The following is a 13,174-nucleotide window of genomic DNA, read 5'->3' on the forward strand; positions in this document are numbered from 1 at the left end:
TGGTAAACAGCACCTACAGGCAAATTTGGTTGCGGACCCGACTCGGTTGTGACGAAGGTCACAATCGCGGCGGGAGAGGTCGATCGGGTGGCCCTGACAGCCAGGTTCGCAGTGGCGTGCCGTGTTCGTCCAGGCGGGGTGGCGCCCAAGGTTGGGTGACCGGCGTTCCTGAGAGGCGGAGCGGGCTGGCGACTTGGGGGATTCGCCCGTTACCGACCGGAGTGACGGGTTCGAGTCCGAGCCGTGCCGCCAACTCCAGGGCCTCGGAGACGGTGTTGACCGGCCCGCACGGCACGGACGCCGCGGCCAGCCGCTCGGTCCAGCCCCGCGGGGTGTCGGCGGCCAGCAGGGCCTCCAGTTCCTTGACCAGTTCCGTCCGGTGCCGCACACGGTCCTGATTGCGGACGAACCGGACGTCCGTCGCGAGTTCGGGGGCGCCCAGCGCCCGTGCCAGCGCTCGGAACTGGCGGTCATTGCCGACCGCCACCGCCAGCAGCCCGCCCCGGCAGGTCAGCGTCTCGTACGGGGCGATGCTCGGGTGCCGGTTGCCCATCGGGCCCGGATCGCGCCCTGTGGCCAGATATCCGGACGTCTGGTTGACCAGTGAGCCGAGCAGGGAGGAGAGCAGATTGACCTCTACCAGCTGCCCCTCGCCGGTGCGGTCGCGGTGCCGCAGTGCGGCCAGGATGCCGGTGGTGGCGTCCTTGGCGGTCAGTACGTCCACCAGCGCGACGCCCGCCTTCAGGGGCGTACCGCCGGGCTCGCCGGTGATGCTCATCAGGCCGCCGACCGCCTGCGCGACGAAGTCGTAGCCGGGCAGGTGCGCGCCCTCGCCGGAGCCGAAACCGGTGATCGTGCAGTGCACCAGGCCGGGGTTGGCGGCGCGGGTGGCGGCCTGGTCCAGGCCGTATTTGGCGAGCGCGCCGGGGCGGAAGTTCTCGATCAGTACGTCGGCCCTGCGGGCCAGTTCGCGGGCCGCCGCCGCGTCGTCCGGGTCGGCGAGATCCAGGGCGAGGCCGCGCTTGGAGCGGTTGGCGGCGTCGAAGTACGCGGCGGTGCCGTCCGGGGCGAACGGCGGGCCCCAGGCGCGGGTGTCGTCGCCGGTGCCGGGTCGCTCCACCTTGATCACCTCGGCGCCGAGGTCGGCGAGCGTCGCGGCGGCCAGCGGCCCGGCCAGCACCCGGCTGAAATCGGCGACCAGGACGCCGTCCAGGGCGCGGGCGGGGCCGGAGTTGCCGGGCCGGGCATCGGCGTGCGCTTCGGCGTCGGAAAGCGGCTGGAGGGGCTGGGGCGGCTGGAGCGGGTCGGGAGGCTGCGGCATGTGCGTACTCCTCGCGTCGTGGGCGAACTGCCGCCATCGTCCTGGCCGATCTTCGGCGCGGGGAAGGCTCCGGGGTGTCCAATGGGGCGGGTGGGACCCTGCCGTGCCGTAGGGGTGGGAGAGGCGCGCCGGAGCCCGGACGGAGACGGGAAAGGGGTGAAATGTCATAGGAGATGCGTCACTTCGGGACTTAAGTCCCAAGATTCCCTGTCGGAAGTCCCGCGGCGTGGTGTCTACTGGGTTCAATTAGCGCCCCACCCGTCCGGGAGGACCGCATGCTCCCCGCCGTTTCGATCCTGCAGCTGATCGGGTTCGCCGTACTTCTCGTAGCGATCGCCACCTGGGTCGCCGGACTGGTCAGACTGTCGCGACGGGAACGGGCCGAGGCTTCGGGCCGGCGCCGGCGGCAGCAGCTGCTCAGCTCGGTGCCGCGGCAGACCGGGCCCGGCGGGCCGCCGTCGGAGAGTGTGGAGCTGAGTGCCGCCGAGCGCGAGGCGTTCGCGGGCCTGGTACGGCAGTTGACCAGCCGTAGCTGACCAGCCGTAGCCGAGCAGTGGTAGCCGATCAGCCGTAGTTGACCAGCCAGTCGTAGGTGACCAGTTGTGGTTGACGACCAGTCGCCGGCGTTGACGACCAGTAATGACCAGTAATGACCAGTGATGACGACCAGTCGCCGGTGACGACCGGTCGCCCCGGGCTCAGCGCACCGGCCCCACCTTCATCAGCGCCAGCGCCGTCAGCATCTGCACCGACACCGCGGCAACCGCCTTGCGCGTGGGCAAATGGTGCTGGCCCCGTATCAGCAGTACCGCGAGGACATAACCGAAGCCCCAGGTCGTCCAGGTGGCGGCCTGGACGATGGTGGCGCCGGTCGGCAGCCAGGCCGTGATCGCCAGCCGGGGCAGTCCGGCCACCCAGAACAGCACGATGAACAGGCTCGCCGTCGGCGCGAAGCGGCCGGTGCCGCCGAGGGTGCGGGCTATGGCATGGGTGACCGCCCCCAGGACGAAGCTGGCGGCCAGCACACCCGCCTCGGCGATCCCGGCGAGTTGCAGTGCCATCGCGCGGTCGGCCGACCACTGCTCCCGGAACGCGTGCACCGACAACACCCCGACACCGCCGCTGACCAGACACAGCATCAGCGCCGCACTCCACGCGCCGCGGTCCCGCGCCTCGTCCATGACGTCCACCGGCCGGTACCAGAGCCCGAGGATCAGCCGGTGCCACCACAGACGGCGGCGCGGCGCGGGCTCACGGGGCGCCGGCTGGACGAGCGTCGGCGGGGGAGCGGACGGCGGCGGTGTGGGGGGTGGCTCTGCGGACATATGGCCGTTCTATCACCGGCGATTTCGGGACGATGCGGGGGCGTCGGACGGGGGAACGGGCCACTGCGGATGAGACGCTCGGCTGGTGAGCGTTCAGACACCGGAGCACGGCGAGGCGCATGGCGGCGGGCTCGGCAGCCGCCTCAACTGGCTGCGGGCCGCGGTCCTCGGCGCCAACGACGGCATCGTCTCCACCGCCGGACTCGTCGTCGGCGTCGCGGGAGCCACCGAGGACCGCGGCGTCCTGCTGACGGCCGGCCTCGCCGGACTGCTGGCCGGATCGATGTCGATGGCCGCCGGCGAGTATGTCTCCGTCTCCACCCAGCGCGACTCCGAAAAGGCCGCGCTGGCCCTGGAGAAACGCGAGCTGGCGGCCGAACCCCAGGCCGAACTCGTCGAGCTGACCGAGCTGTTGGAGGGCAAGGGGCTGAGTGCCGAGCTGGCCCGCGAGGTCGCCGAGCAGCTGACCGAGCACGATGCGCTGCGCGCGCACGCCGAGGTCGAACTGGGCATCAACCCCGACGAGCTCACCAACCCCTGGCATGCGGCCGGGGCCAGCTTCCTCGCGTTCACCGCCGGCGCGCTGCTGCCGCTGCTGGCGATCGTGCTGCCGTCCACCGCGCTCCGGCTGCCGATCACCGTGGTCGCGGTGCTCGCCGCGCTCGCCCTCTGCGGCTGGTCCAGCGCCCGGCTGGGCGCCGCCCCGGTCGGCCGCGCGGTGACGCGCAACGCGGCGGGCGGCGCGCTGGCGATGGCCGTGACGTACGTGGCGGGCACGCTGCTGGAGGCGACCGGCGTCTAGGGCCGGTCCGATGGGTCAGGCGCGGAAAGGCCCTGGGGCCCGAGGGTGCCCCCCGACGCTTCACCCGTACGGGCGCGCCCCCGCCAGCCCCCTCATCCCCCGTACAGATCCCGGTACGACGGGAACAGCCCGCCCGGACCGTCCACCGTCTCCGCCGCGAGGACGGCCTTCACCACCGCGCGGGCCAGCACATCGGCGCCCGCGGCCAGGATGTCGTTCAGCGCGCCGGCCGCCGCGTGCGCGCCGAACACCGGGTCGGCCAGTGCCTCTTCCGGGGCGAGCGGACGGGCGCCGGTGGACAGCGCGAAGACCGTGTCGCCGTCGGAGAGCAGATGGACCGGGCGGACGGCGCGGGCCAGGCCGTCGTGCGCGGTGCCCGCCAGCTTGTGGGCCTGGGCGCGGGTGAGGACGGCGTCGGTGGCGACCACCGCGATGACGGTGTTGAGCGGCGGCAGCACCGAGCCGGCCAGCCGGGCCAGCGAGGTCTCCTTGGCCTCGGCCAGCCGTCGCCCGGCGGCCGCGTGCGTCTCGGCGGACGGGAACACGCCCGGCCCCTCGTGCAGCCGGCCGTACAGGGCGCCGGTGCGCGGATCGACGACCGACCCCGACGCGTTGACCGCGGCCAGCGCCGCGACCGTGGCACCCGACGGCAGCACCGCACTCGCCGTGCCGGTCCCGCCCTTGAGGCCGCCGGCCACCGCGCCCGTACCGGCACCGGTATTGCCCTGCGCGACCGCGGCCCCCGGCTCCTGCCCTGCCGCGGACTCGACCGCCGCCCGGCCCAGTGCGGCGTCCGGACGGGCCCGCCAGTCGCCGCCGCGTCCCAGGTCGAACAGGGCAGCGGCCGGCACGACAGGTACGACCTGCGCGGGATCGGGGCCGACGCGAAAGCCCCGGCCCCGCTCCTCCAGCCACCCGGCCACACCGGACGCGGCATCCAGTCCGAAGGCGCTGCCGCCGGTCAGTACGACGGCCTCGACGCGCTGGACCAGATTGCGCGGGTCCAGCGCGTCGGTCTCCCGGGTGCCGGGCCCGCCGCCCCGTACGTCGGCGGCCGCGACCGCGCCGCCCTCGGGGGCGAGGACGACGGTGGTGCCGGTGAGATATCCGTCGCCGATCCGCTGGGCATGGCCGACCCGCAGGCCGCGGACGTCGGTCAGCGCGTCGCGCGGGCCGGGGCCCCGCGGCGGGTCGGCCGCACCGCCCCGCCCATGCCCCGGTGGGCCGTCCCGTCCGTCCCGCCCGTCCCGTGCGTCAGCCATGCGTCATGGGTACCACGCGACCGTCGCCCGCAGCCGGGCGCCGTCAGTGACCGGCCGGGCCCATCACGATGACCGGGTGCTGTGCGGGGTCCAGGGTGCGCAGCAGCTCCCTCATCACCTCGGGCTTGAGGCTCACACAGCCCTGGGTGGGCCCGTCGTGGTCGACATGCAGCCACACTCCGCCGCCCCGGCCGTCGCCCAGCGGACGCTGGAGGTCCAGCGGGGACGTGCCCGGCACCCGGTTGTAGTTGATGGCGATGACGTAGTCGAAGGCGCCGGCCAGCGGCTCGCCCTCCACGCCGGTGCCGTTGGCGACGAAGCTCTCGCTGCGGGTGTAGGGGAGCTTGGTGCCCTTGGGCGCGGACAGCCGGCCGCCCGCGTCGGTGAGCGTGAAGACGCCCTCCGGCGAGCGCAGGTCACCGTAGTGGTGCCGCTTCGTCCAGCCGTGGGCCGCGTTGTGCGCAGGCCAGGTGGGGCCGGCCTGCCAGCTGCCGGAGTTCTTGGCGCGGGTGTAGAGAACGACACGGGAGTCGTAGGAGTCGGCGTCCTCGCCCGTGACGACCAGTACCTGGCGCGAGTCGGCCGGTATCTGCTTCCGGGCGGCGTCGCTGAGGCCCGGAATCGGCCTGCCGGTCAGGGTGGTGTCCGGCGCGGTCCGGTCGGCGAGGTTGGCGGGCCGGGCGGGTCGGGCCGTGCTGGTGACCGTCCTGGGCGCGCCGCTCTTGGCGTCCGTCCGTGCGCCGTGCGAGTCGCCGGAGGCCGGCCAGGCCCACAGGGCGGTGCCGACCAGTGTGGTGACGGCGAGACCACTCACGGCCTTGCTGCGCGCGGACAGTCTCCTGCGCGTGCGGGACTGAGCGTGGCGGGCGGCCATGTCTGGCGTCTCCTCAGGTGCGGACGGTGGACGGCCCTTGGGGTATGCCCGTACGGAGTACCCGCCGGTATAAAAAGGGCAATATGCACCCTACCGCGTTCATGCGGAAGCGGGGCCGCCACCTCCGGTGAAGGGTGAGGAACAAGAGAGCGAAGCTTCGGGAAGTCGACCCCCCGAGCGGCTGATGGACGCCGAATTGGCGGTGAATTGCTCGGGATTGGGGGAGGGGTCGTACCGGTGAACACGGCGCGGCAACAAGAGTCGAAGATGGCCGAATGTGACGCCAACCGGGGGTGACCCGCGGCCACGTACGACAGTTCGACACACGTGCGGGCTAACGGCCCGGCGCTACCGCCCACCTCCGCCGTCCGGCGCTACTCCTGAAGAGCCGTTCCCTGCCGGGCCGTCAGAGTGACGCCGACCGCGACCGTCACGGACGCCACCAGGCCCGCCGCCAGGACCGCCCCCTCCCCGGCGAAGGTGCAGGCCAGGATCAGGACCGAGGACACCGGCAGGACCAGCTGCTGGGCCGGCCCGCGCTTCTGGTGCCGGGAGTGGATCAGCCACACCGTGAACATGAACAGGGCCGCGGGCACCGTGACACACGCGGACGCCGCGAACGTCGACAGATGCGCCTTGCCGAACGCCTGCTCCACCGCGACCTCGATGCCCGCGCCGATCGCCGCCGCCGACCCGTACACCAGGTAGTGGCCGTAGCCCCACGCGAACGCCTGGCGGCTGGAGCGCAGATGCAGATGGATGGGGACCGCGAAGTAGATCCAGTACGCGGCGAAGGCCAGCAGCAGGCCGCCGCCCGCGATCGGCAGCAGCGTGCCCAGCTCGTCGTTCTCGTCCAGCGCGGACTGCACGGCCACGGTGGCCGCCGCGAGCGTCTCACCCAGCACGATGATCGTGAACAGGCCGTACCGCTCGGCGATGTGATGCGGATGCCAGGTCGCCTGCCGCGCCTGTGCCGTGACGGCGGCTACGGAGAGCTCCAGCGGGGCCATCACCACGAACACCCACGGCAGGGCTCCTACGGGCACGAACAGCAGGGCCAGCCAGCCGACCTGGCAGACGCTCACGCCCGCTGCATAGAGCAGCGAGCTGCGCCGTTCGGCCCCCTCGCTCCCGTGGGCGGCCCGCAGGCACTGGCTGATCAGGGCCAGCCGCATCACCAGATACCCGAACCAGACGACGGCGAAGTCACCGTTGTCGAACGCACGCGGCACGCCGGCGGCCAGGATCAGCACGCCCGAGATCTGGATCAGGGTCACCACGCGGTACAGCGTGTCGTCCGTGTCGTACGCCGAGGCGAACCAGGTGAAATTCACCCAGGCCCACCAGATGGCGAAGAAGAGCATGAGATAGCCGATGATGCCGTGCCCCGGATGGCCCTCGGCCAGCGCGTGCACCAGCTGGCGGCCGGCCTGGGCGACCGCCACGACGAAGCACAGATCGAAGAAGAGCTCCAGCGGGGTGGAGGCGCGGTGCGCCTCGTCGCGGCTGCGTGCCCGCATCCGAACCACTGCGCCAGCTCCTCTCGTCGGCCCCGGACGGGCGGCGGGAGGGCGGGGCCGTGATCAGTACAGCGCGGGGCGGGGGCCGCCGCCAGTGGGAGGAGAGGGGCCCGGCGTGTCGTGCCGTATGCGGTATCGGAAGGGCCCTACTCGGCGACCGCCTCCACGATCGACGGAAAGGCGGCCGTCGGCAGCACTCGGGTCAGCCGGAAGCCGCCGGCCGACAGCAGCGTCGCGAACTCCTCCGCGCTGCGCTCCCGCCCGTCGAGGATCGCCATCATCGCGACATCCATCGTCTTGCCGAAGTGCGGCGTGTTGCCCGGCGGCAGTACGCAGTCGATGACCAGCAGCCGGCTGCCCTTCGCCATCGCCCGGTGGCAGTTGCGCAGGATGCGCCGACACGCGTCGTCCGGCCAGTCGTGCAGCACATGCTTGAGGACGTAGACGTCGCCGCCCTCCGGCACCGACGTGAAGAAGTCGCCCTCCTGGGTGCGCCAGCGCCCCTTCAGCTCGTCGCCGTCCAGCAGGTGGCGGGCCAGCGGCGGCGCCTGTTCGAAGAGCACCCCGGTCAGCGCGGGGTGGCGGCGGAGCGCGGCGCGCAGCAGCCCGCCGCGGCCGCCCCCGACATCCACGACCGTGCCGTGCTCGGGGAACGGGTACGCGGCGACCACGGCCTCGTCCGCCGGCCCGGACAGCGACGCCATCCCGCTGTCGAAGAGTTCGCGCTTGGCCGGATCCGACATCAGATGCTCGAAGAACGGCGCCCCGAAGAGCCGCTCGAAGGACGCGCCGTCCTCCCGTACGGTCTCCGCCATGCCCGCCGACGTGCGCAGGAACAGCTCGTCGGTGATCAGCATGACGGCCGGGTGCAGCGAGTCGGGGACGTCGGTACGCAGCGCCCTGGCGGCCGGCGTCAGGGTGAAGGCACCCGCCGCGTCCTCGTGGAAGATGCCGCGCGCGGCGAGATAGCGCAGCACCCGGCGCAGCTGCGGTGCGTGGGTGTCGGTCGCAGCGGCCAGCTGCTCGGGTGTGCGCGGGCCCTCGGAGAGCAGGTCGGCTATGCGGTGTTGGGCCGCGGTGCGCAGCGCGGCCGAGAACAGATGGGCCATGGCCTGGTCCATCAGATGGGTGGCGATGTCGCGGGGCTCGCCGTTCGGTTGGATGGGTGAAGTCGCCAACGTCGGCCTCCGGTCATCGAGTTGGGGCGCCGTCCGGAACGGGTTGATCCACGGTCGCAGCCGTGCGCGCCGGTGTCACGGGGATTCGGGCGACCAACCGCGAAGTCCGGCCAGCGGCCGCGGACGGTGCGCTTTCCGGCCGCCGTTCCCGGCCGCCGCTTCCTGGCCGCTCCGGCGGCGCCGGGGCGGCCGTCCATGGTCGAATGCGCGCATGAGCGACAGTGACAAGACAGGCACGACCGCCAACGCCGGCACCACCGCCCCGCACACCGGCGCCACCCCCTTCGCCCCCGTCCTGGCCCCGCTCGACGCCCGCCTCGCGGACCTCGTGGCGCTCTACGAAGACCTGCACCGGCACCCCGAACTCGGCTTCGAGGAGACCCGTACCGCCGCCGAGGCCGCCCGCCGGCTGACCGGCTGCGGCTATGACGTCACCACCGGCATCGCCCGCACCGGCGTCGCCGGCGTACTGCACAACGGCCCGGGTCCGGTGGTCCTGCTGCGCGCCGACATGGACGCGCTGCCCGTCACCGAGCGTTCCGGCCTGCCGTACGCCTCCACCGTCCCCGGCCGGATGCACGCCTGCGGCCACGACGTCCATGTCACCTGTCTGCTGGGCGCCGCGCACCTCCTGGCGGCCGGCCGTGCGCACTGGTCCGGCACGCTGGTCGTCCTCTTCCAGCCCGCCGAGGAGACCGGCAGCGGCGCCCAGGCCATGCTGGACGACGGCCTCTACAGCAAGGACCTGGTGCCCACCCCCGACGTGGTGCTGGCCCAGCATGTCGCCCCGTTCGGCGCCGGGCTGATCGCGTACTGCCCCGGCGCCTGCATGGCCGCCGCCGACAGCCTGGAGATCACCTTCCACGGCACCGGCGGCCATGGCTCCCGGCCCGAGACCACCGTCGACCCGATCCTGATGGCGGCGTCGTTCGTGCAGCGGGTGCAGTCCGTGGTGGCCCGCGAGGTCGCCCCCAATGAGCAGGCCGTGGTCACCGTCGGCTCGTTCCACGCCGGGGACACCGCCAATGTCATCCCCGACCGGGCGGTGGTCCGCCTCAGCGTCCGCAGCTTCGACGAGGCGGTACGGGCCAGGGTGCTGGCCGCCATCGACCGCATCGCGCGCGCCGAGGCCTCCGCGTCCGGCGCGGACCGCGCGCCCGAGACGGAGATCCTGGACACCTTCCCGGTCACCGTCAACGACTCCGTGACGCTGCGGGCGGTCAACGAGCGGTTCACCCAACTCTTCGGCGAGAAGCGGCTGTTCGCGTATTCACCGGCCTCCGGCAGCGAGGACGCCGGGCTCCTGGCGACCGCCGCCGACGCGCCGCTCTACTACTGGTGGCTGGGCGGCTGGGACCCCGAGGAGTTCCGCACCGCGCTGGCGGCCGGCCGGCTGGCGCAGGACATCCCCTCCAACCACTCGCCGCGCTTCGTCCCGGTCGTCCAGCCCACGCTCACCACGGGCGTCCAGGCGCTGACGGTGGCGGCGCTGAGCCGGCTGGACCCGGCGGCGGACTGACCCTCCCCTGACCTCGACCTCGACCTCGACCTCAACCTCAACCTTGTCCTTGACCTTGTCCTTGGGGGAAGCCACAGCATCGGACGGGCCGGGCGCCGCGCCCGGTACGAGGAAGGACGAACAGGGGGCTCTCGGATGGTGGGGGAAAGGGACACGCTGCTGACCATCGGCGCGTTCGCCCGTGCGTCCCGGCTGTCGCCGAAGGCGCTGCGGCTGTACGACGAGCTCGGCCTGCTGACGCCCGCCCGCGTCGACCCGGTCAACGGCTACCGCCGCTACGCCCCGGCCCAGCTGGAGCGGGCCCGGCTGGTCGCCTGGCTGCGCCGGCTCGGTATGCCGCTGGCCCGCATCCGCGAGGTGTGCGAGCTGGCGCCGCGCCCGGCCGCCGAGGCGGTCGCCGCGTACTGGGCGCAGGTCGAGGCCGACACCGCCGCCCGCCGGGACCTGGCCGCCTTCCTCGTGGACCAACTGTCCAGGAAGGACACCGTCATGACCGAACCGAACCACCAGCCCACTCCGTTGACGATGCGCTATGCCGCGCTGAGCAACCGGGGGCTGGTCCGCCCGTCCAACCAGGACGCGGCGTACGCCGGACCTCGGCTGCTCGCGGTGGCCGACGGCTGTGGTCCGGGCGGCGGCCCGGCCGCGGCCGCCGCGATCGCCGAACTCACGTCCCTGGAGGACACCGATCTGACGTCGGCGGATCTGCTGGACGTCCTGGAGGAGGCGGCCCGACGCGCCAACCGCGCGGTGCTGTCCGGCGCGAACGAGGGGAACGAGGCGCACGAGGCGAACGAGGGGAAAGGCGAGGACGAGTCGAACGACGGGAACGGGGCGAACGCGACCGGCAGCACCCTGACCGCGCTGCTCCGCTCCGGCTCCCGGCTGGCCCTGCTGCATGTGGGGGATTCGCGCGCGTACGTACTGCGCGACTCCGGGCTCTTCCGGATCACCCATGACCACAGCCTCGTCCAGTCACTGATAGACGAGGGCCGGCTCACCCCGGAGGAGGCGCCGTCGCACCCTCAGCGCGCGCTGCTGCTGCGGGCGCTCGGCGGGAGCGACGAGTTCGCGCCCGATCTCCAGCTGCTGGAGGCGCGCCCGGGTGAGCGCTATCTGCTGTGCACCGACGGGCTGTACGGCACCGTGCCGAACGAGACGATCCGGACCACCCTCGCCGCGGCCGACAGCCCCGAACAGGCTGTATGGGATCTGGTGACGCTCGCCCATGAGGCGGGGGCGCCGGACAACGTGGCCTGTGTGGTGGCGGAGACGGTGGCTGCGTAGAGGTTGCCCCCGAGGAGGTGCCCCAGGAGGGTGCCCCCAGGGCGTCGCCCCTGGGGGCACCCCACCGGCTACGCCAGCCCCTTCAGCATTCCCTTGAAGTACAGCTGCGGCAGGCCGTAGCGCTTGAGAAGCCACATGTCGGTGCGTTCCCGGGTGGTGTCGATGAAGGGGATCGACGGGGTGGGCCGCAGGTCGTAGTCGAACTCGGCGAGCAGCATCTTGTGCCGGGCGGTGACCAGGGGACAGGAGGTGTAGCCGTCGTAGCGGGTGGTGGCGGGGCGGTCCCGCAGCCCGGAGAGGAGGTTGGCGACGACGACCGGGGCCTGCTTGCGGATCGCCGCACCGGTCTTGGAGGTGGGGAGGTTGGCGACGTCACCGAGCGCGAACACCTCGGGGAAGTCGGGGTGTTGGAGGGTGGCGCGGTCGGCCTTGACGTATCCGTAGGGGGAGGCGGGGTCGGCGAGCGGGCCGTCGGCGAGCCACTCGGGGGCGCGCTGCGGCGGTACGGCGTGCAGCAGGTCGTAGCGGACGGTCTCGGTCGTGCCGGCGGCGTGGTCGGTGATCACCGCCTCGCGGGCCGTGCCGTCGAGAGCGGTCATCTCCGAGCGCAGCCGCACCTCGATGCCGTACCGCCGGGCCGTCTCCTCCAGGGCCCGGGAGAAGACCGGCACCTTGAAGAGGGCGGGTTCCGGGATCACCAGGATGATGCGGATGGCGTCCAGGACACCGCGCCGGCGCCAGTGGTCGGCCGCCAGATACGCGATCTTCTGCGGGGCGCCGCCGCATTTGACCGGGCCCGACGGCATGGTGAAGACCGCCGTACCGCGGCGCATCCGGCGGATCAGGTCCCAGGTGAGCGGGGCGAGATCGGGCCGGTAGTTGCTGGACACACCGCCGTGGCCGACGGCCCGCGCCAGGCCGGGCACGGCGTCCCAGTCGAGGCGCAGTCCGGGCGCGAGGACCAGCCGCCCGTAGGAGAGGACCCGGCCGGACGCGGTGGTGACCGTGCGGGTGGCCGGGTCGACGGCGGTGGCGCGTTCCCGCAGCCAGCGCACACCGGGCGGGATGACCTCCGCCTCGGTGCGCAGCGAGGCGCGCAGCGGGGCCTGGCCGCCGCCGACCAGCGTCCACAGCGGCTGGTACCAGTGCGTTTCGGAGGGCTCCAGCAGTGCGATGTCCCGGACGCCGGCGCGGCGTAAGCGGGCGGCGACGGTGATTCCGGCGGTGCCGCCGCCGACGATCAGGACCTGGTGGTGCGAGGGTGCGGCGGCTGCGGCGGGGGTCGGAAGTGCTCGGGATTGAGTGGTCATAAGTGTCCTTGAGCTCGTATGAGTGAGTTCGGCTGCCCCGTCGGGCTGTGTTGATATCTGCTTGAATGCCCTGACCCAGGGGTTTTTCGGTAGAATGCTTCAAGTCCCTTACGGAAAGGGGGTGTTGGTGTTGGCTGCGTCGAAGAAGAAGCAGCTTCGTCCGATCGGTGATCCGTTCGTGGCGATAGGCCCGTCGGGTGTTGCTGTGCGTGACCGGCTCAAGCGCCTCACCCCCGAGGACGAGAAGGTTCTTCGGCTGGTCGGCAAGCATCTGGGGCACCTGGCGTCGCTGGATCTCAAGGCCCGCTGTGCTGATGGGCTGGAGCACAACAGCGATACGTGGGCGGCCCGTAAGCACGGCTTGACCGCTGAGTCGTCGTCGCGCTGGGCCGGGGCGGTCACGAAGGCCACTCACGATCAGTGGGCGCTGTCGCGGCGCTGTCAGCTTGCGCACATCCAGGGTCTGGAGGCCGGCGTGCGTACGCTGATGCACCGCCTGTCCCTCCCGGTCGGGGAGAAGGGCACAAAGCGGGCTCCGGGCGGATACCGTTCGAAGGGCGAGTGGTTCCACAAGTCCCGGCGCCTGCACGTCCTGGAGCACCGTCTCGATGCGGCCCGTGCCGAGCGTGAGGCTGGTGTTGTGCACGTCGTGCGCGGCGGCCGGCGGCTGCTGAAGAACCGGCACAACCTCGCTGCCGCGAAGCTCACCGAGACCGAGTGGCGGCAGCGGTGGGAGGTGGAGCGCTGGTTCCTCCAGGCGGACGGCGAGTCCGGCA

Annotated in this window: 11 protein-coding genes and 1 pseudogene; 5 read left to right on the plus strand and 7 right to left on the minus strand. The window is 72.5% G+C overall.

Features of this window, described 5'->3' with window-relative positions:
* Positions 1–58: 58 nt before the first annotated feature.
* Positions 59–1,321 (minus strand): CaiB/BaiF CoA transferase family protein, encoded by a 1,263-nt coding sequence (locus tag FCH28_RS20355; RefSeq protein ID WP_136741476.1) that lies wholly within the window; start codon positions 1,319–1,321, stop codon positions 59–61.
* A gap of 275 nt (positions 1,322–1,596) precedes the next feature.
* Here FCH28_RS20355 and FCH28_RS20360 point away from each other — a divergent pair, with 275 nt between their 5' ends.
* Positions 1,597–1,857: a hypothetical protein gene (locus FCH28_RS20360; protein WP_136741477.1), complete on the plus strand. Its 261-nt coding sequence runs from the start codon at positions 1,597–1,599 to the stop codon at positions 1,855–1,857.
* A 162-nt stretch (positions 1,858–2,019) separates the two neighbouring features.
* Here FCH28_RS20360 and FCH28_RS20365 read toward each other — a convergent pair whose 3' ends face one another.
* Positions 2,020–2,646, minus strand: coding sequence for a Yip1 family protein (locus FCH28_RS20365; protein WP_136741478.1), 627 nt, complete (start codon positions 2,644–2,646; stop codon positions 2,020–2,022).
* 85 nt (positions 2,647–2,731) lie between these two features.
* Between FCH28_RS20365 and FCH28_RS20370 the strand changes: the two genes are divergently transcribed.
* A complete protein-coding gene (locus tag FCH28_RS20370; protein WP_136741479.1) occupies positions 2,732–3,448 on the plus strand; it encodes a VIT1/CCC1 transporter family protein in 717 nt (238 codons plus the stop codon).
* Positions 3,449–3,540: 92 nt separating this feature from the next.
* Here FCH28_RS20370 and FCH28_RS20375 read toward each other — a convergent pair whose 3' ends face one another.
* The 4 genes from FCH28_RS20375 to FCH28_RS20390 all read right to left on the minus strand — a co-directional run bounded on the left by FCH28_RS20375 (position 3,541) and on the right by FCH28_RS20390 (position 8,282).
* Positions 3,541–4,710 (minus strand): P1 family peptidase, encoded by a 1,170-nt coding sequence (locus FCH28_RS20375; RefSeq protein ID WP_136741480.1) that lies wholly within the window; start codon positions 4,708–4,710, stop codon positions 3,541–3,543.
* A gap of 43 nt (positions 4,711–4,753) precedes the next feature.
* A complete protein-coding gene (locus FCH28_RS20380; protein ID WP_136741481.1) occupies positions 4,754–5,584 on the minus strand; it encodes a L,D-transpeptidase family protein in 831 nt (276 codons plus the stop codon).
* Positions 5,585–5,958: 374 nt separating this feature from the next.
* Complete coding sequence (locus FCH28_RS20385) at positions 5,959–7,104, minus strand: low temperature requirement protein A (RefSeq protein ID WP_136741482.1); 1,146 nt, start codon at positions 7,102–7,104, stop codon at positions 5,959–5,961.
* Positions 7,105–7,250: 146 nt separating this feature from the next.
* Complete coding sequence (locus FCH28_RS20390) at positions 7,251–8,282, minus strand: methyltransferase (protein ID WP_136741483.1); 1,032 nt, start codon at positions 8,280–8,282, stop codon at positions 7,251–7,253.
* Positions 8,283–8,493: 211 nt separating this feature from the next.
* Between FCH28_RS20390 and FCH28_RS20395 the strand changes: the two genes are divergently transcribed.
* A complete protein-coding gene (locus FCH28_RS20395) occupies positions 8,494–9,801 on the plus strand; it encodes an amidohydrolase (RefSeq protein WP_136741484.1) in 1,308 nt (435 codons plus the stop codon).
* 135 nt (positions 9,802–9,936) lie between these two features.
* Positions 9,937–11,088, plus strand: coding sequence for a MerR family transcriptional regulator (locus FCH28_RS20400; RefSeq protein ID WP_136741485.1), 1,152 nt, complete (start codon positions 9,937–9,939; stop codon positions 11,086–11,088).
* Positions 11,089–11,156: 68 nt separating this feature from the next.
* Here FCH28_RS20400 and FCH28_RS20405 read toward each other — a convergent pair whose 3' ends face one another.
* Complete coding sequence (locus FCH28_RS20405) at positions 11,157–12,398, minus strand: NAD(P)/FAD-dependent oxidoreductase (RefSeq protein WP_136741486.1); 1,242 nt, start codon at positions 12,396–12,398, stop codon at positions 11,157–11,159.
* Positions 12,399–12,492: 94 nt separating this feature from the next.
* Here FCH28_RS20405 and FCH28_RS20410 point away from each other — a divergent pair.
* Positions 12,493–13,174: pseudogene (locus FCH28_RS20410) on the plus strand (IS200/IS605 family accessory protein TnpB-related protein); the annotation flags it as partial.

The sequence above is a fragment of the Streptomyces piniterrae genome (assembly GCF_005048155.1).
Taxonomy (GTDB): domain Bacteria; phylum Actinomycetota; class Actinomycetes; order Streptomycetales; family Streptomycetaceae; genus Streptomyces; species Streptomyces piniterrae.